At 56.7% G+C, this 18,931-nt stretch carries 14 protein-coding genes; 10 read left to right on the top strand and 4 right to left on the bottom strand.

Annotated features, from left to right (window positions below; genetic code table 11):
* Positions 1 to 372: 372 nt before the first annotated feature.
* Complete coding sequence (locus tag B4056_RS05820) at positions 373 to 3,186, top strand: hypothetical protein (protein WP_288654101.1); 2,814 nt, start codon at positions 373 to 375, stop codon at positions 3,184 to 3,186.
* A 102-nt stretch (positions 3,187 to 3,288) separates the two neighbouring features.
* Here B4056_RS05820 and B4056_RS05825 read toward each other — a convergent pair whose 3' ends face one another.
* Both B4056_RS05825 and B4056_RS05830 read right to left on the bottom strand, forming a co-directional pair.
* Positions 3,289 to 3,459: a hypothetical protein gene (locus B4056_RS05825; RefSeq protein WP_039383726.1), complete on the bottom strand. Its 171-nt coding sequence runs from the start codon at positions 3,457 to 3,459 to the stop codon at positions 3,289 to 3,291.
* A 176-nt stretch (positions 3,460 to 3,635) separates the two neighbouring features.
* Positions 3,636 to 5,135, bottom strand: a complete 1,500-nt coding sequence (locus B4056_RS05830) for a SulP family inorganic anion transporter (RefSeq protein WP_288654102.1) — start codon at positions 5,133 to 5,135, stop codon at positions 3,636 to 3,638.
* Positions 5,136 to 5,565: 430 nt separating this feature from the next.
* Between B4056_RS05830 and B4056_RS05835 the strand changes: the two genes are divergently transcribed.
* From B4056_RS05835 to B4056_RS05860, 6 genes are all read left to right on the top strand, one after another.
* Positions 5,566 to 5,997, top strand: a complete 432-nt coding sequence (locus B4056_RS05835) for a MarR family winged helix-turn-helix transcriptional regulator (protein ID WP_039383731.1) — start codon at positions 5,566 to 5,568, stop codon at positions 5,995 to 5,997.
* A 2-nt stretch (positions 5,998 to 5,999) separates the two neighbouring features.
* Positions 6,000 to 7,670 (top strand): MFS transporter, encoded by a 1,671-nt coding sequence (locus B4056_RS05840; protein ID WP_094111363.1) that lies wholly within the window; start codon positions 6,000 to 6,002, stop codon positions 7,668 to 7,670.
* 11 nt (positions 7,671 to 7,681) lie between these two features.
* Positions 7,682 to 8,773, top strand: coding sequence for an HlyD family secretion protein (locus tag B4056_RS05845; protein ID WP_113655738.1), 1,092 nt, complete (start codon positions 7,682 to 7,684; stop codon positions 8,771 to 8,773).
* Entirely contained in the window at positions 8,770 to 10,143 is a 1,374-nt protein-coding gene (locus B4056_RS05850) for an efflux transporter outer membrane subunit (RefSeq protein ID WP_039383739.1), read from the top strand. Before B4056_RS05845 ends, B4056_RS05850 begins: the two co-directional genes overlap by 4 nt.
* A 143-nt stretch (positions 10,144 to 10,286) precedes the next feature.
* Entirely contained in the window at positions 10,287 to 10,430 is a 144-nt protein-coding gene (locus B4056_RS05855; protein WP_190289138.1) for a hypothetical protein, read from the top strand.
* Positions 10,431 to 10,469: 39 nt separating this feature from the next.
* Positions 10,470 to 10,643 carry a hypothetical protein gene (locus tag B4056_RS05860; protein WP_158086437.1) on the top strand — a complete coding sequence of 58 codons (174 nt, stop codon included), beginning with the start codon at positions 10,470 to 10,472 and terminating at the stop codon, positions 10,641 to 10,643.
* On the opposite strand, the gene B4056_RS05865 is transcribed toward B4056_RS05860, so the two are convergent.
* Positions 10,631 to 11,773 (bottom strand): beta-glucosidase, encoded by a 1,143-nt coding sequence (locus tag B4056_RS05865; protein WP_104084763.1) that lies wholly within the window; start codon positions 11,771 to 11,773, stop codon positions 10,631 to 10,633. The two genes, B4056_RS05860 and B4056_RS05865, sit on opposite strands and share 13 nt — an antisense overlap.
* Before the next feature lie 148 nt (positions 11,774 to 11,921).
* On the opposite strand from B4056_RS05865, the gene B4056_RS05870 reads away from it, so the two are divergent.
* On the top strand, positions 11,922 to 13,382 hold the full coding sequence (locus B4056_RS05870) for a phospholipase D-like domain-containing protein (RefSeq protein WP_094111364.1): 1,461 nt from the start codon (positions 11,922 to 11,924) through the stop codon (positions 13,380 to 13,382).
* Positions 13,383 to 13,413: 31 nt separating this feature from the next.
* Here the strand turns inward: B4056_RS05870 and mdoC are convergent, their stop codons facing one another.
* Positions 13,414 to 14,544, bottom strand: a complete 1,131-nt coding sequence (gene mdoC / locus B4056_RS05875) for a glucans biosynthesis protein MdoC (protein WP_039385787.1) — start codon at positions 14,542 to 14,544, stop codon at positions 13,414 to 13,416.
* A gap of 277 nt (positions 14,545 to 14,821) precedes the next feature.
* On the opposite strand from mdoC, the gene B4056_RS05880 reads away from it, so the two are divergent.
* Together B4056_RS05880 and mdoH are read left to right on the top strand one after the other, a co-directional pair.
* Positions 14,822 to 16,357 (top strand): glucan biosynthesis protein G, encoded by a 1,536-nt coding sequence (locus tag B4056_RS05880; protein WP_175540467.1) that lies wholly within the window; start codon positions 14,822 to 14,824, stop codon positions 16,355 to 16,357.
* Positions 16,350 to 18,902, top strand: coding sequence for a glucans biosynthesis glucosyltransferase MdoH (gene mdoH / locus B4056_RS05885; RefSeq protein ID WP_039383749.1), 2,553 nt, complete (start codon positions 16,350 to 16,352; stop codon positions 18,900 to 18,902). The genes B4056_RS05880 and mdoH overlap by 8 nt, the downstream gene beginning before the upstream one ends.
* Positions 18,903 to 18,931: the final 29 nt, after the last annotated feature.

The following is an 18,931-nucleotide window of genomic DNA, read 5'->3' on the forward strand; positions in this document are numbered from 1 at the left end:
GCCCCACCGTGCGTGCCTGCATAACCAATCCCAAATCATAATACCTGGATAACAGCCGTTTTGATCTTTCACTGCAAAACAGAACCTGCGCAGGTGACATGATTCATGTTTTTCCTGCGATTAATTGATAAAGCGCCGGGCAGGTGCTGGCAACGCTGCATAGCGTAGTTAATGGTCGATTTATGAAAGTTGTTCTTCAAAAGCCGCATCTATACTTTTTGCCGCATCGCGGATTTCGGGCAAACCAGTCATCCACCTTATCGATAAACCCAATTTTTCCGGATTTTCACGTCAGAAGTCTGCGCTTTAAAATGTGATTGCTGCTGCCGGAAGGGATCCCGGCGCGAAGCCAGTAAAGATATGGAGATTACTATGTTTACTATTAACAAAGCATCGGCGCAGTCTGTTCCTGTTGCTCAGCCTCCGGCAGATGCCACTGCACCAGAGGACTGTGTATCTCTGGACTCATTCTTTAGCGATCCCTATGTCATAGAGCACCTGGCGCTGGCGGCGACGCTGAAAAAAAACCAGTCGGGAACGCTGTTAAGCAATATTTTTAATAAGCGGGATGTCTGTTTTGATTCTGAACAGAAAATAATAGACGCCGATTACGCTATAAAAGATGGGTTTCTGTATCGTGCCCACTATGCGGATCCGCATACTGTGACAAGCGCGGGGGTAACCCGCAATACGCAGGAAAACGAGGAGGAATGTTTTGATGATTATCTGGCAAAGTTGTTTGAGCATACTGCCGGGCACAGCAGCCAGGGAGCCATATTATCTTTCAGTAGCCATGAGAAAACAGCTAAAAAATTTATGGCAGAAGGGAAACTCCTCCTCAAAGTAGATGCTGATAGTGAGGCGGATAAAAACGAGTTTATTTCCGTACCACAACTGATTCTGCAGCATGGCGGGCGATTGCTCAAAGCAGGAAAGATAGACAAGCTAACGCTGCTTTCTGCTCTCGATCAGCTCAACAACAGAGAGCGTGAGTTTTTTTATATTGGTAAACCTCATGGCTATCGATATGGCGAATTACCCCCGTATAAACTGGCTTTTGGTGAAGCGGCGCAGCCGGTTACTACGCATGTTGCGGCCCGTGACCAGGAGCCTGTTGCGGCAGCCGTGGTGCTCAGAGAAGATAAAACCGGCGTAGCCCGCGATCGTATCTGCTATCCGGGAGTCAGCAGCTGCCTTACGATTACTTTCAGACATGAAAATTTTTTAGCAGGAGCGCACTTAACAATAGCCGCAGATAAGAACGCCCTTAAAGATGTACTGAAAGAAATAAAAGCGCTTAACCCGAATAAACCCATTGAGATTATTGTCGCTTCTCCATTTTCTGTTTATAAAATCGGCGTGTCTGATAAAGAGTTAAATACCCGCTCAAAGTTAAAAAAAATCATAGGCAGGATTTTTCCGGATACGTCAATCCGGTTGGTTGACACCTCCGATATACGGTTGTCCCATATTCTGGTCAGTAAAAATAGCCTTGAGTACGTAAACGAAAGCAACTTCAGAGTTATCGGCAACCATTGTCCCGATGTATCAGCCTTCGCAAAATCCGCTGAAACCGCTGAAACCGCTGAAACCGTCTTGCCAAACAGGCCGACGCCCTTAGCCTCACTGGCGAGCAGCAGCAGTGGTGCGGTAACGCGCTCAGCACTGAGCACCTGGCTAAAGGAAACTGAATTACCCTCCCGCAGCAGTGAAGAACAGGTATTAAAGGATTTAAAAGAGGCTGGCTTTGCGGTCACCGCTTCTCAGCTGAAAAAGGCCTGGTCCGATGCACTGCCGGCCGGCCATGCTGGTTTCGCCTCAGCGCCGGATAACCCCTCTTCTGAGATCGCCTCACCTGAAATAAAGAAATTACGCTCAATCAGAATCCTGACAACGCTGAAACATCAGCACGGAATGTCGAACCAGGATCGGCAGCGCGAACTCAATGCCCTGCTTAAATTGGGTCCGCAGCTGGCTGATGTGGCGCGCCATCCGGGTAAAGAGATGCTTGAGACTATTTTAGATAAAGATATTTCCCCTGCCGGCTATTCACAAATGAGCAGTGAGTTCAGCCAGGCTCTGGCGACGGATTACTTTGAGACACTAGACGATACCCTTAAAAGTGAAGAAAACCCGACAGGCGACCCACCCCTGGCCTCAATGCTCAACCCGCTAAAGGATCATCTGCTGGAAAACCGTGGTCAGCAAAATATGCACCCCTGGAATGATGGGTTAATCCGCACTTTGAGTACGGCAGGAAAGGGTGCGCAGGCTCAGCGAGCTGCGCGCGCATTATCTGCGGAGCTGGAGCGGGATCCTGACATTGGCACGGCATGGAAGCCCGGATCGTCTGCAGCGCCATCGCCTGAAGCTGAGCGCATCAGAGAAAAGTTGACCCAGCTGAGCACTCGTGAAGGTTTTATACAGAAAGAGCAGAGGCTGACCGGGCTTCTTTCGCGACGAGACAGGAATATTCAGCAGGACAGAGAAAGGCTGGCACTTAAGGCAGCAGCAGATCGGGCAAAACGCAGGGAAGCGGACCGCCAGGCGTGGAACGCCTTCAATCGCCACGTTGATAATATGGTTGCCGGGGGGCAGGATCTCAGGGCCAGACATGCCCGTGAGAGAAGCGAAATCGATGCCCGTGTCAGCCGGGATTATCATGCCCGCATGGATGCCTGGCAGAGTACAAGAGAAGAGATGGGGAAGAAAATGCAGGCCATACTGCAAGCGCTGGCAGCCAAATCCGGAACGGCTGCAGCGCGTAAGACGAGTGTGCCGGCTAATCTGGGGCCGATTATCAGTACGGCAGACCGGTTAAGAAATGAAGCTGACGCTGCTATTACGGCTTTCACCTGGGCTCTGCAGAAAAATCTCACTGAGGGAGAGCTAAAGCAACGTCTGACTGACATGGAGAGGGTTACTGAAAAGCTGGTTGCTGAAGAGCAGCACCTGTTCAATCAGGTAGCAGGCCTGATAGAAAAAAAGGTATCCGTAGCGCGACCGGATGAGAGAGAAGTAGATACGTTGTTAGGCCAATTAGCTCAGGAAGTCATGACAGAGCGTCTCCCTGATATTAACCGGACTCACGGGCTTCAGGACCTGTCATCGGAGAGAAGAGCTGAGAGAGAGCCGCAAAAAATAGCCCTGGCGCGGTCTGCTTATGACAAAGTCGGCAAAGAGTAAAGCTAACAGCTAACCCCGATTTCATACGCGGAATGTCAGCAAAGAGAGCCTGTCAATACCCCGAATGGGCAATAACTACCCGGCGCAGCCGGGTAGCGAAAATTAACCCTGCGGCTGGCCGACCGGGCCTTCGCCTTCGCTGGCGCCTGGCACCGGCTGGTTACTTGGCGCGTGCGGACGACCGTCGGCACCCACGGCATCACTATGCTGCATGCAGCCTGCCAGTGAAAAAAGCGTAACCGCTACCAGACCTGCTTTCATAATCCACGACATACAATCCCCTTAATAAACTGCTTTTATACGCCTGCCAATCAGCGCGTTGCGCCGTTAAGCAAAGCCGCTGAAGGGCTAACTTGCAAGCGAAACGGGAGATTTAAGACATAAGGACGGGCAGAAACAGCGCGGAGCGCGCGGGCAGGGCGCTCAGAGGCGCCCTGCTGACAGGCGGATTAACCGAGGTTGCCGCTCAGGCGATCGCGAAAATCGCTGCTGCGGTTATCCAGACCGGTAAAGGTAACTGTGGCACCGTGACGCTGATAACGGTATTCGATAGAGTCCAGCGCGGCGACGCTGGAGGCGTCCCAGATCTGAGCGTGCGTCAGATCGATAGTGACCTGGCTCGGATCGTGGCCATAATCAAAGTGCTCGAACAGGTCATTACTGCTGGCAAAAAATAGCGGACCGCGTACGGTGTAGTGAACCCGATCCCCTTCCGGGCTGAGCGTGCGCTCGGCATGAATAACATGGGCGATACGCCGGGCAAACAGCATCATGGCCAGAATCACGCCGAGCAGCACGCCAATCGCCAGGTTGCTGGTCCAGACGGTGATCGCGACAGTCACCACCATCACCAGCGTCTCTGACCACGGCATCCGTTTCAGCGTTGCGGGTTGCAGGCTGTGCCAGTTAACGGTCTTCACCGCCACCACCATCATAATGCCCGCCAGAACCACCATCGGGATCTGCGCCATGATATGGCTCAGGCCAGTAACCAGCAGCAGCAGTACCAGTGCCGCCGCTATGGTTGAAATCCGGGTACGCGCGCGGCCCAGTTCGACGTTGACAATTGTCTGCCCAATCATGGCGCAGCCGGCGATGCCGCCGTAGAAACCGGCGAGAATATTGCCAATGCCCAGCGCCCAGGATTCGCGCCGTTTTCCTGACGGCGTGTCGGTAAGATCGTCCACCAGCTTTGCCGTCAGCAGCGACTCCATCAGGCCAACAAACGCAACGGAGAGCGCGGCGGGCCAGACGATCTGCAGCGTCTGCAGGTTCAGCGGCACCAGCAGTTCGGTAAACCCGGGCAGCCCGGCGCTCATCGGACCTTCATCGCCCACGCTGGGTACGCGATAACCGAGCAGCAGAGCGACGGCGGTAACCACGACAATGGCAACCAGCGGTGAGGGAACACTTTTCAGTACGCGCGGCAGCAGCAGCACAATGACCAGCGTGGCGGCAAACAGGCCCCAGACCAGCGCGGAATGGCCCCAGACGTGCGGCACTTGCGCAAAGAAAATCAGTACGCCCAGCGCGTTGACAAAGCCCAGCATCACCGAACGCGGGATATAACGCATCATGCGCGAAAGGCCGGTGACGCCAAACACAATCTGAATAACGCCCGCCAGAATCACGGCAGGCAGAATATAGGCCACGCCGTGCGCATGAACCATCGGGCCAATAACCAGCGCCACTGAACCGGCCGCCGCGGTCACCATCGCCGGACGCCCGCCCAGCAGTGAAAGCGTCAGACAGAGCACGACCGAAGCGATCAGGCTGACTTTGGGATCAACACCCGCAATAACAGAGAAAGAGATAACTTCAGGAATGAGTGCCAGCGCGGTGATCACCCCGGCCAGGCATTCGCGGGTAAGCAGGGCGGGTGAACGCAGAACGCGGGCGACCGTTAAATCGCCCGCGTCAGCACTATTGCGATCGGTTTGTGAATTCATAACGTGTGCGGACTCTTAAGTTATAAAGCGTATGCGGCAGCGAGGCAGCAGAAAAACAGGATGTTTAGCGTGCGAATGTTACCGGTCATTGGTGGTCCAGACCAGCGAAAGAGAGAGAGCAGCAGGGTAAAAAAATAACCTCTGCAGGTGGAAATCCAAAAACACCTGCAGAGGCGACGCAAAAGCATCATTCGTTACTGAATCGTCAGCCGATTCATGGCGCTAAAGTTATACAAAAACAGGGTTTGTGTACAACTAATTTCTTAAGCATTTTGTGCGATATTAGCCGGTTAGCGGGGATTACGGCAGGCTGTGGTCTGACATGTACAGGTGTTTATCTCAAATCGATACAACCTTTTCCCTTTTATAGCGGCGTGAATTATAATTACGCCTTCTTTTAGTTAGGTATCTAACCATTAGGTGGCTAATCTTGACCGACTACCCGCAGCCCTTTTCCCGGCTTTTACATCAGACGGCTCACGCATGGCGGCTGGCGGTCGATCGCCGGCTGAAAGAGAGCGATTTGAGTATGAGCAGCTGGATGGCGATTGCCAGCGTCGCCACCGCCAGTCAGCCGCTGACGCAGAAAGCGCTGGCGCAGCAGCTGGGTCTGGAGGACGCGAGCGTGGTGCCACTGGTGGATCGGCTTGTGAAGCAGCAGCTGCTGGCTCGTCTGCAAACGCCCGAAGATCGGCGTAAGCGTCTGCTGGTGCTGACGACGCAGGGAGAGCAGGCGTTTACTCAGGTCAAAGCGCAGGCAGACGATCTGCGCAGTCAGCTGCTGGCTGATATCGATCCCGCTGCGCTGGCTGTCACGGAGACGGTGCTGCAGCAGCTGCTCGATCGTCTGGGTAGCGCCTGAGCATGGCCAGACGTAATCCCTACGCGCAGCGGGAATGGCTGCCGCATGAAAAGCCGATGCTGCCAGGCTCCCCCTCCACGCCGCTGCATTCGCCAGGCAAGCGCGTCGCGTTTGGCCTGATTGGCTTGCTGATCACGCTGACCGGCGCGCTCAGCAACGCGCTGGTCACGGCAAACCTGACCAATCTGCAGGGGACGTTTGCCGCTTACAGCAATGAGATCGCCTGGCTGCCGGCGGTTTATGTGATGGGAAACATTTCAATTAACCTGCTGCTGGTAAAATTTCGCCAGCAGTTTGGCCTGCGGCTGTTTACCGAAGCGTTTCTGGTGCTGTATGTCATCGTGGCGTTTTTTCATCTGTTCGCCAACGATCTCAGTTCCGCCATTATTGTGCGCACCGCACACGGAATGGTGGCTGCCGCGCTCAGTTCGCTGGGGATCTACTATCAGGTACAGGCGTGGCCGGCAAAACACCGGCTGAAAGCGCTGGTGATCGGTATCACGGCTTCCCAGCTGGCGATCCCGCTGGCGCGACTCTTTTCTACCGAGCTGCTGCAGCTGGAGGAGTGGCGTGGTCTCTATCTGTTTGAGCTCGGGCTGGCGCTGATTGCGCTCGGCTGCGTGCTGGTGGTCAGGCTGCCCCCAGGAGACCGCATTAAAGCGTTTGAAAAACTCGATTTTGTCACCTTTCTGCTGCTGGCACCGGGTATGGCGCTGCTGTGCGGTGTGCTGTCACTGGGACGCATCGAATGGTGGTTTACCACGCCGTGGCTGGGTGTTTGTCTGGCGCTGGCGCTGGTGCTGATTGTTTCAGCCGTTGTGGTGGAGCATAACCGGACCAATCCACTGATCAACACCCGCTGGCTGAGTAGCGGCATGATTGTCCGGCTGGGTATCGCCATGATCATGATCCGTATTGTGCTGGCTGAGCAGAACACCGGGGCGATCGGCTTTTTGCAGCAGCTGGGGCTGCTTAACGATCAGCTGCATGGCCTGGCGCTGGCCATTATTGCCGGCGTCATCTGCGGCATCATCGCCAGTGCGCTGACCATCAAGCCTGGCCAGCTTAACTGGCCAATTGTAACCTCGCTGGCAATTATGATTGTGGCTTCGCTGATGGACGCGCAGTCAAATCCGCTGACGCGCGCGCACAACCTCTATTTTAGCCAGTTCCTGCTGGGCTTCAGCAGCGCCTTTTTCCTGGCGCCAGCGATGCTGCTGGGGATCGGCAGCGTGGTGACGCAGCCGAAAAACCTGGTCAGCTTTGTGGTGCTGTTTGGTATGAGCCAGAATCTGGGCGGGCTGATTGGTTCAGCCATTCTCGGAACGTTTCAGACCTGGCGGGAGAAGTATCACTCCAGCCTGCTGGCCGACCAACTCTCGCAGCTCGATCCTAACGTGACGGAACGGCTGGATCAGTACAGCGCGCTGTTTCGCAGTCAGCTGACCGATAGCGTGCTGCTGGGCGCCCAGAGCAGCAGCCAGCTGCAGACCGTCGCCACGCTGCAGGCGAACGTCCTTGCGTATAATGACACTTATCTGCTCACGGCAGCCCTGGCGATGTGCACGCTGCTGTGGGTATTATGGCGGCTGTCGCGTCAGCGTTATCTTGCGTGGCGGCAGGCGAAAAATCATCATGATGAGCCGCGTCAGACAGCGCCCTCAGCGAACTAAACGGAGAAGAGATGAGTCAACAGGATGATCTGCAGGTGGCTGAGCGCGAACGTACGCATCGCCGCCGCACGCTTTCCATCGCCGCTGGCGCGGGAATTGTGATTGTGGGTGTGCTGGTAATTCTTTATGCCTGGCAGCTCTGGCCGTTTACCAGCAGCGTACAGACCACGGAAAACGCCTATGTGCGCGGTCAGATCACCTTTATCAGTCCGCAGGTCAGCGGCTATCTGACCGGCGTTGAAGTTGTGGATCTGCAGCCGGTGAAGCAGGGCGAGCTGCTGATGACCATTGACGATCGTATCTATCGTCAGCGCGTGCATCAGGCTCAGGCGCAGCTGGAGATGAAAGTGGCGGCACTGAAAAATAATCAGCAGCAGCGAAAAAGCGCTGAAGCGACCATTCTCAGCAATAAAGCCGCGCTGGAGAATGCCCGGGCACAGAGGCAGAAAAGCGGGCTCGACCTGAAACGGGTGGAAAATCTGGCGTCGGATGGGTCGCTTTCGGTGCGCGAGCGTGATGCGTCGCGTGCCGCGGATGCGCAGGCGCAGGCGCAGATGCGGCAGGCCGAAGCGCAGGTTGCCGTAGCGCAACAGAATCTGCAAACCGTGGTAGTAAACCGCGCTTCGCTGGAAGCTGACGTGGCTAACGCCCGTGCGGCGCTGGAGCTGGCGAATATCGACCTTGCTAACACCCGGATTGTGGCACCTGATAGTGGTCAGCTGGGACAGCTCTCCGTGCGTAAAGGAACCTATGTTACCGCCGGTACGCGTCTCACTTCGGTGGTGCCGGATAAAAAGTGGGTGATTGCCAATTTTAAAGAGACGCAGCTGGCACATATTCGCCCGGGCTTACCGGTAACGTTTAGCGTTGATGCGCTTAACGGCCGTCGCTTCAGCGGCAGAGTAGAGTTTATCTCTCCTGCGGCTGGCTCAGAGTTCAGCGCCATCTCCCCCGACAATGCCACCGGAAACTTTGTGAAGATTGCGCAGCGCATTCCGGTACGGATCGGCCTCGATCCCGATGCGCAGCAGCTGCTGCGTCCGGGCATGTCAGTGGAGGTCAGCATCGATACTGCCGCAGAGCCGGCGAAGGAGACGCCGTGAAGCCACTGTTACCTTTATCACTTGCGCTGTTGCTGCTCAGCGGCTGTGCGACCCAGGTTGAAAAAGCGCCCGCTTCGCTGCCCATCCCGGAGCAGTGGCGCGATCGGACCGGACCGCAGGCGCCGCCGGAAGCCGCATGGTGGCGCACCTTTGGCGACAGCGATCTGAATCGTCTGGTCAGTCAGGCACTGAAATATAATAGCGATATTCTTCTTGCCCGGGCGCGGGTCGATCAGTACCGGGCGCAGGTGCGCGCGGCGCAGGGCGATAACTTTCCGGCGCTCTCTGCCGGTGTGGCTGCCAGCCGTCAGCGTTCGCTCTCGGCGGCAACCGGCCAGCCTTATGAAAGCGCGGTGTTTCAGGGTTTACTGCAGGCTAATTATGAGGTCGATCTCTGGGGCAGCCGCAGTAACAGCATACGCGCGGCGGAGGCGACGCTGGAGGCGCAGCGCGCTGCTGCGGCGGCGGCTGAGCTTACCGTTGCCAGCTCAGTGGCATCGGGCTACGTTACGCTTGCCTCGCTGGATGAACAGCTGCGCGTGACGCAGGCGACGCTGGCAACGCGCGAAAACTCCCGCCAGCTTGCCCGGCGCCAGTTTGAAACCGGCTATACGTCGCGACTGGAGTGGATGCAGGCGGAGTCAGAGTACCAGACGGCCAGCGCGCAAATTCCGCAGCTGCAGCATCAGATCGCGCAGCAGGAGAACGCATTAAGCGTTCTGGCGGGCATGAACCCGCGTGAAATCGCACGCAGCCATCGCTTTGACAACATCCGGCCGCACGCTCTGCCCGCGCTGCTGCCGTCGCAGCTGCTGAACCGGCGTCCCGACATTGTTCAGGCGCAGCGTGAGCTGCTGGCAGCAGATGCCTCTCTGGCGTCCGCACGCGCCAGACTGCTGCCTTCACTCAACCTCACCGCCAGCGGCACGCTGCAAAGCAGCGAGCTGCATACGCTACTGGATAATCCGTTTCGTCTCTGGAGCCTGGGGGGCAGTATCCTGGCACCGCTGCTTAATCGCGAAGCGCTGACGGCACAGGTTGACGTGCAGATGGCTACGCGCAATCAGGCGCTCTATAGCTATGAAAAAACGGTGCGTAACGCTTTCTCAGAAACAGAGGATGCGCTGGATGCGATCCGCCGTAATCAGGAGCAGCTGGCGGAACTGCAAAAGCAGGAGCAGTTTGTAGCGGAAGCGTACCGGATTGCCCGGAATCGCTATCAGAATGGTTATGCTTCGTATCTTGATGAGCTTGATGCACAGCGTACGCTGTTCAGCACGCAGCTTAATATTGTCTCGGTAAAAAATAATCTGCTGCAGGCGCAAATCGATCTCTATCGGGCGCTGGGTGGCGGCTGGCACGCCGCCTGAAGCGGGATCCTGGCGGTAGCAGGAAAGTAATAAAGTCACGCGCGGTATCTGTTTCGCACAGAAATAGTCGTGAAATATTTATCACTTTCCATTACACTCAGCGCGCAATTTTGCCCTGATTCTGCTTACGCTATTGAGTTTTCATGAGTTTGCCGTCCCCACCTGACGATAACGACGAGTCTCACCGTCAACCGCTTGATGATGCGCACTTCGCTATCGTGGTTCTTGCGGTCACTTCGGTAACGCTTATAATCTTTGTCCTGATGCTCACTCTGTGGATGAGCTAACGCCTGCAACGCAGTATCAACGCCTGCAAGGAGAGCTAAATGGACGCTCGCGACGATAAACTGATCGCTATCATCGCCTTACTCTGTGCCTGTCTGATTGGCGTGATTTTTCTTGTTACCATGACCTGGCTTACCGATGTGCGCCGTCCTGCCGATACGCTGCAGGACGCCAGAAGCTGTGCGCCCGCTTCCCGTCACGCTCAGCGCTCCTGACGCTGCCATTTGATCTGCTGACCGCGCAGCTCCAGGGCCAGTCCCTCATGCAGAGTACGATTACCGTTAGGATCGCCCAGCCCGAACAGGGCGCCGGGAGAGCGGCGATCGTCCGCCCAGGCGGGATACTCCACCACCGGATAGAGTGAAATTCCCTCCAGCGCAACGCCCTGAGCCAGCGCCAGCCGCGCTTCCGCACTGACGTGCCGCAGCCAGGGCGCGCGCGCATCGCCTTCAGCCCCCGTTTCCGCCAGCAGCAGCGGACGCTGATAGCGCTGCCAGCACGCCAGCAGCAGCTGGTGCAGGGGCTGACGCTGCGGATGATCGGGTGGCAGGGTATCGCCTGACCAGAACCAGTGGTTGTCGGGATAGTAGTTCAGGCCCAGAATATCGAGAAAGTCCGCCTGTCCGCCGAGTCCCGGTTCAGCGCGCCCGGCCAGCCAGTCCCATGCTTCAAACTGCATCTCATGCTGCCGGGCAGCATGCCCGGCACTCTCTGGCTTATCCGGATCCGCAGCGATCTGCACCAGCGGATCGGTCAGCACAAAGCGTGCTTCAGGATAGACATCGCGGATCGCATGCATCGCGGCCAGCGAGGCGCGCACCAGCTGGCGCTTCAGATCGCGTCCGCGTTCGCTGGCGTAAGGATCGAGCCATGAAACATCAGCCCCGGCCCAGGCCCAGAATGAGATTTGATTAATCGGGGTAAAAAACGGCTGCTCCACGCCCTCATCGCGCATCAGCTGTGCCATAGCGCGTGCATAGCGGGCAAAGTGCTCAACGAACGCCGGTTTCCAGATATCGAGGTGTGCCGGATAACCAAAATGCGCCAGCTCCCAGATAATCTGCATATTGTGGCGTGCGGCCGCATGGATCATTGGCAGAAAGGAGCGCCAGTCGTAGTGGTCAGGCGTCGCTTCAATCAGATGCCAGCGCGCACCGTCGCGCGCCGTGAGCAAACCTTCCCGCACCAGCGCGGCGTAATCTTTGTCCAGCAGCATATCGTGTCCGCTACTGACAACCATATCCAGACGGCGGCCGCCGCTGCGACAGGCGGTAGAGCAGGGAAAGCTGCCCTGAAAAAAACTGCGAAAAAGCCGGGGTTGATAATGAGGCAGTAACGCGGTCATATTTCACTCCTCAGGGTAATCGCCCGATGCAGAACCACGGGCTAAGTCTAGACTAAATTAGCAGCCGGCTCTGCCGGTCAGGCGTGCAGGTTGCCTGCCACAGCGACAATGCCAATAATAAGCGTGATTACGTATTCAGGGATCCAGTATGAGCGAAGCAGCAGCGCTGCCCGGCCAGTTAGCCGCGGGCGATGAATTACGGCAAAGCGTGGCGCAGCAGTGCGCGCAGCATCCCGGCCTGAGCGGCATCCATCCGCTTAACGACGGGCTTGACGCGTTTGCTGCGCGTTACCTGCTGATGAGCATGGCGCGGCACACTATCGATGTGCAGTACTACATCTGGCATAACGACATGTCCGGACGCCTGCTGTTCAGCGCGCTGCTGGACGCTGCCGGCCGCGGTATCAGGGTGCGCTTACTGCTGGATGATAACAATACGCCGGGGCTGGATAACACGCTGGCGGAGCTGGAACGTCATCCGAACATTTCGGTCAGGCTGTTTAACCCGTTTTCATTCCGCACGCTGCGCGCGCTGGGCTACCTGACTGACTTCGCGCGCCTCAATCGCCGGATGCATAATAAAAGTCTGACGGTAGATGGCGCCGCAACGCTGGTGGGGGGGCGCAACGTCGGGGATGAATATTTTGGTACCGGCAATGAGCCCCTGTTTACCGATCTCGACGTGCTGGCCATCGGGCCGGTCGTCGATGAGGTTACCGCAGATTTCGAGCGCTACTGGCATAGCCAGGCGGTATCGCCGCTGCGCAGCGTAGTGGACGTGCGCAGCGATGAGGGCGAAGCGGTGCGCCTGCCGCCGGAGTGGCAGCAGAGCAAGGCGGTGCAGCGTTATCTGGCGCGTCTTAACCACTCCGATTTTGTCAGCCAGCTGGAGCAGGGCGCGCTGGCGATGACCTGGGCTGAGGCGCGCCTGCTGAGCGACGATCCGCGCAAAGGGCTGGGCAAAGCCAGACGCAGCAGCCTGCTGCCGCAGCGGATGCTGGAGGTCATCGGCACGCCACAGCAGCAGTTCGATATTATCTCAGCCTATTTTGTCCCGACCCGCGCCGGGGTGGCGCAGCTATTGTCACTGCGCCGGCGCGGCGTGCGTATCGCCGTACTGACCAACTCACTGGCGGCCAATGATGTCACCGTGGTGCATGCCGGGTATGCGCGCTGGCGAAAAAAGTTGCTGCGTCACGGTATTGCGCTATATGAGCTGAAACCTCAGGCACACGCCGGCGAACCACCGCACGATCGCGGGTTAACGGGTAACTCCGGCTCCAGCCTGCATGCAAAAACGTTTACCGTTGATAATCGCAAAGTCTTTGTGGGTTCATTTAATTTTGACCCCCGCTCTGCGGTGCTGAACACCGAAATGGGACTGGTCATTGAGAGTGAAGCCCTGGCGCGCCAGACGCATGATCGCTTCAGTCGCGGTATGCAACATCGGGCCTGGACGCTGCGGCTGGACAAGTGGGGCCGGGTGAACTGGATAGAACAGGATGAGCAGGGCGCAGAAGTGGTACATAAACATGAACCGCAGTCAACGCTGCTGCAGCGCCTGCTGGTGCGGCTGGTATGGCGGCTGCCGGTAGAGTGGCTGCTGTAGCGGCGCGCTGAAACGCGCCGCCGGTGCAGCCTCACCCTTTCTGCGCCGCCTTTTTGCCGGAAAACAGAAAGCGCAGCAGCGGGATACGCAGGTGGATCTCATAAAGCGCAAACGCTGCGGCAAATACCGTTATCAGCCCAACAAAGAAACCCAGCGTGTTATTGCTGATGTGCGGCGTCACATATATCCCATACAGGATAGTGAGCGGATGATGGACGAGATAGATAAACAGCGAGGCGTTAACCAGATAAACGATACGCGGAGAGTGGCTGTTCAGCAGGCGGTGCCCGACGCTATAGCAGACGTTCAGCATGCACACGCCCATCAGCGTTGAGAGCAGCATATCGGTCTCATAGAGCCAGCCGTCGCCGTTGCCATAGCGCTGATTCAGGTAGTAGGCGATAAAGACCGGCACGGTGCCAAAGCAGATCAGCGGGTTGAACCGCACAAACAGCGCTTTCAGCGGCGGATGTTTCCAGCTCAGCGCGCCCAGCATAAAGAACGGCAGATACGTCAGCGTTTGCATGACCGCAATGGTAAAGAGTCCATCCATCATGATGCCCGGCGTCAGCAGCAGCAGCGTGCGACGCAGCAGGCACCACAGTAGCGCGTAGCCCAGCAGTGCCAGCGTTACGCTACCCCAGCCTGTCTGCTGATAGTTACGCGTGCTTTGCTGGTTGCGCAGCCAGCGAAATGTCAGCATACCCAGCGCCGTCAGGATCACCAGGACCAGCAGAAACCAGAGGTGCGAGATCAGATCCCACGCCAGAGCATTGTATTTGTCATACGCTGAAAAGCGATCCCAGCCATCAAGCTTGTGAGTGAGATATTTCAGCAGAAAGAACTGCGGCAGCGTAATCAGCGGGATAGCGGCGAGCAGCGGAATGCCCACGCGCTCCAGCCTGACTTTCAGCCAGCGTGCCGGCTGGTAGCGCAGATAAAGCATGTAGGAAAAATAGCCGGAGATAACAAAAAACACCTGCATGCGAAATGCATGGATGAAATCGTTAAAAATGGTCAGCCACAGCGTGGCATCCTGGCTGTTTACGGACCAGCGCTGTGTCGAGTAGATCAGCGAGACGTGAAACGGCACCCCCAGCAGCATCAGGTAAGCTCGAATCGAGTCGAGAAAATATTCGCGTTCAGGTTTTACAGCGCTCATAAGCTTCCGGTTCATCCTATACAGGCTGGTTTCACCCTGAAACCAGATCGTGCAGCAGAACATTCTGTTGCCGGTTAACAGCCTATACTATCAGTTGATTCTGTTTCTTAAACTGCCGGGTTTAATATTCCGAAAAGTGCTCTGGAGGCTTGGCGCTGCGCGGAACAATGTTTTACATAAGCTGTCGGAAAACCGAATAATCCATTAAGATGAGTGGGTTTGATCTGAGCACACGAAAGGGGGGGATGTGCTAAATAAAGTGAAAAATAATAGCGGGCTGGTGAAGATGCGCTGGACCAGCGCAGCAGTACTGCTGGCGCTGTACGCAAATAATAGCTGGGCGTTTAACATTGATGATGTGGCAAAACAGGCTAAGGCCCTGGCAGGTAAAGGTTTTGAAGCGCCAAAAAGTAATTTACCCTCTCAATTTCGTGAAATGAAATTTGCGGATTATCAGCAGATCCAGTTTAACCACGACAAGGCATACTGGGGCAAGCTGCGCACGCCGTTTAAGCTCGAGTTTTACCATCAGGGGATGTACTTCGACACGCCGGTGAAGATTAACGAAGTCACCGCCTCATCGGTGCGTGAAATTAAATACGATCCGGCTTATTTCAATTTCGGCAACGTCAAACATGACGCTGATGCGGTAAAAAATCTCGGCTTTGCCGGATTCAAAGTACTCTATCCGCTGAATAACAAAGGAAAGCAGGATGAGATCAGCAGCTTCCTTGGTGCCAGCTACTTCCGCGTAATCGGGGAAGACCAGGTCTATGGTCTTTCCGCACGCGGTCTGGCAATTGACACCGCGCTGCCCTCTGGTGAAGAGTTCCCGCGCTTTAAAGAGTTCTGGATCGAGCGCCCGAAACCTCAGGCGAAGCAGCTGGTTATTTACGCGCTGCTTGATTCACCGCGCGCTGCGGGAGCCTACCGCTTTGTGCTGAAGCCAGGCAAAGCCTCGGTGGTGGATGTGCAGTCTAAAGTTTATCTGCGTGATAACGTGGGTAAACTGGGCGTGGCACCGCTGACCAGTATGTTCCTGTTTGGTGCTAATCAGCCTTCGCCGGTCAGCAACTTCCGTCAGGAGCTGCACGACTCCAACGGCCTCTCGATCCACGCCGGTAACGGTGAATGGATCTGGCGCCCGCTGAACAATCCACGCCATCTGGCGGTCAGCACCTTTACGATTGAAAACCCGAAAGGTTTTGGTCTGCTGCAGCGCGGACGCGACTTCAGCCACTATCAGGATCTCGACGATCGCTATGATATGCGTCCAAGCGCCTGGGTTGAGCCGCAGGGTGACTGGGGTAAAGGGCGCGTTGAGCTGGTTGAGATCCCGACTGCGGATGAGACCAATGACAACATCGTCGCCTTCTGGACGCCGGAAAAACTGCCTGACGCGGGCAAAGAGATGAATTTCAACTATCGTCTGCACTTCACCCGCGATGAGAATCAGCTGCATCAGGATGATGTTGCCTGGGTCAAAGATACCCTGCGTTCTGCGGGTGATGTGAAACAGTCTAATCTGGTCCGCCAGCCTGATGGTTCTGTCGCCTTTACCCTCGACTTCACCGGTAAAGCGATGAGCATGCTGCCGGAGGATACGCAGGTAGCACCGCAGGTTAGCGTTGGCGATAACGCCGAAGTGGTTGAGCAGAGCGTACGCTACAATCCGGTGACCAAAGGCTGGCGTCTGGTGCTGCGTCTGCGCGTGAAAGACAGCAAGCAATCAACCGAAATGCGCGCCGCGCTGGTAAGCGGTGACAAGACATTGACGGAAACCTGGAGCTATCAGTTACCTGCCAATGAATAAATCGACTTTTTTACCTCAATCTTATGTGGAGGCGCTGCCGCTTGATGCGGCAGGTCGCGCGCGGCTCAGCACATCGCTGCAAAATGCGCCCGCCTTCCACGCCATTCATACGGTGCTGGGGCAGGATAACGCAGCCAGCGATCGGCCTGACGATGCGCCGCTGAAATCTGTCTCATCACGCATAGCGATGACATGGCCGGATGCGGTAGCGGATGGCCAGCAGTTCAGTAAAGATTATCTCGATCGCACGACGTTAAAAGCGATGCCGCCGGTTAAACGCTCGCTGATGTTCCCGGAAGCCTGGCGTACCAATCCGCTGGCGCGCGCCTGGAACTCGCTGCGCGGGCAAAAAGTGCAACCGCGTTACGCAACCGCAGAGGAGCAGCGCGCGGAGGATAAGTGGCGTCATGTCGGTTCGATGCGCCGCTATACGCTGCTGATTCTGACCATCGCGCAGACCGTGGTCGCGACCTGGTATATGAAAACCATTCTGCCTTATCAGGGCTGGACGCTGCTCGATCCTGTCGGGCTGTTTCAGCAGAACTGGATCGAGTCGGTGAAGCTGATCCTGCCTTATATTCTGCAGACCGGCATTCTGTTCCTGTTCGCTATTCTGTTCTGCTGGGTATCGGCGGGCTTCTGGACGGCGCTGATGGGGTTCCTGCAGCTGCTGATTGGACGCGATAAATACAGTATCTCTTACTCAACCACGGGTGATGAGCCGCTGAACCCGGAGCACCGCACCGCGCTGATCATGCCCATCTGTAACGAAGATGTGGAGCGTGTTTTTGCCGGACTGCGCGCCACCTGGGAGTCGGTAAAGCGCACCGGGAATGCTGAGCATTTTGATGTCTATATTCTCAGCGACAGCTACGATGCGGATATCGCGATTGCCGAGCAAAAAGCGTGGATGGAGCTGGTACGCGACGTGGGCGGAGCGGGCAAGATTTTTTACCGCCGCCGCCGCCGCCGCGTGAAGCGTAAAAGCGGTAACATCGATGACTTCTGTCGCCGCTGGGGCAGCAACTACAGCTACATGGTGGTGCTGGACGCTGACAGCGTGATGAGCGGTGAGTGCCTGACCGGTCTGGTACGTATGATGGAAGCGAACCCGAATGCCGGGATTATCCAGTCTTCGCCAAAAGCCTCCGGTATGGATACGCTCTATGCGCGCTGCCAGCAGTTTGCCACCCGCGTTTACGGGCCGCTGTTTACCGCAGGGCTGCACTTCTGGCAGCTGGGCGAGTCGCACTACTGGGGACATAACGCCATTATTCGCGTACAGCCCTTTATCGAGCACTGTGCGCTGGCGCCGCTGCCGGGTGAAGGCTCATTTGCCGGTTCAATTCTTTCGCACGACTTTGTTGAAGCTGCGCTGATGCGCCGCGCCGGCTGGGGCGTCTGGATCGCGTACGATTTGCCGGGTTCTTATGAGGAGCTGCCGCCTAACCTGCTGGATGAGCTAAAGCGCGACCGTCGCTGGTGTCACGGTAACCTGATGAACTTCCGCCTGTTCCTGGTAAAAGGGATGCATCCGGTGCACCGTGCCGTCTTCCTGACCGGCGTTATGTCCTATCTCTCGGCGCCGCTCTGGTTTATGTTCCTTGCGCTTTCCACGGCGTTGCAGGTGGTCCATACCCTGATGGAGCCGACCTACTTCCTGCAGCCGCGTCAGCTCTTCCCGGTCTGGCCGCAATGGCGTCCCGATCTGGCTATTGCGCTCTTTTCCACCACGCTGGTGCTGCTGTTCCTGCCGAAGCTGCTGAGCGTGGTGCTGATTTGGTGCAAAGGGGCTAAGGCTTATGGCGGCGCGCTGCGTCTGTTCATCTCGCTGATGCTGGAGATGCTGTTCTCGGTGCTGCTGGCGCCGGTGCGCATGCTGTTCCACACCGTGTTTGTGGTCAGCGCCTTCCTCGGCTGGGAGGTGGTCTGGAATTCACCGCAGCGTGATGATGATGCCACTCCGTGGAGCGAAGCGTTCCGCCGTCACGGTTCGCAGATGCTGCTTGGCATCGTCTGGGCCGTGGGCATGGGCGTGCTGGACCTCAACTTCCTGTGGTGGCTGGCACCTATTGTCTTCTCGCTGATCCTGTCGCCGTTTGTGTCGGTGATGTCGAGCCGCGCGACCGTGGGTCTGAAAAGCCGGCGGGCGAAACTGTTCCTGATCCCGGAAGAGTATGAGCCGCCAAAAGAGCTGGTTGATACAGATCACTATCTGCAGATCAACCGCGAGCGGGCGCTGAAGCATGGCTTTATGCATGCGCTGTTTAACCCGGCGTTCAATGCGCTGGCAACCGCACTGGCTACGTCGCGTCATAAACAGAGCACGCTGCTGGATCACGCCCGTGACCGGCATGTCGATCAGGCGCTGAGCGATGCACCGGAAAAACTGAATCGCGAACAGCGTCTGCAGCTGATCAGCGATCCTGTGGTTCTGGCGCGCGTGCATACCCGGCTGTGGGAAAACGCGGATAAGTATCATCAGTGGCTGGAGAGCTATCAGAAGCTGACGCTGAATCCGCAGGCACTGCCACCGCGTGCCTGAGCAGCAGTAAAACAGTAAAAGCGGCAGCG

Source organism: Pantoea sp. UBA7232 (genome assembly GCF_002473195.1).
GTDB lineage: Bacteria > Pseudomonadota > Gammaproteobacteria > Enterobacterales > Enterobacteriaceae > Pantoea > Pantoea eucrina.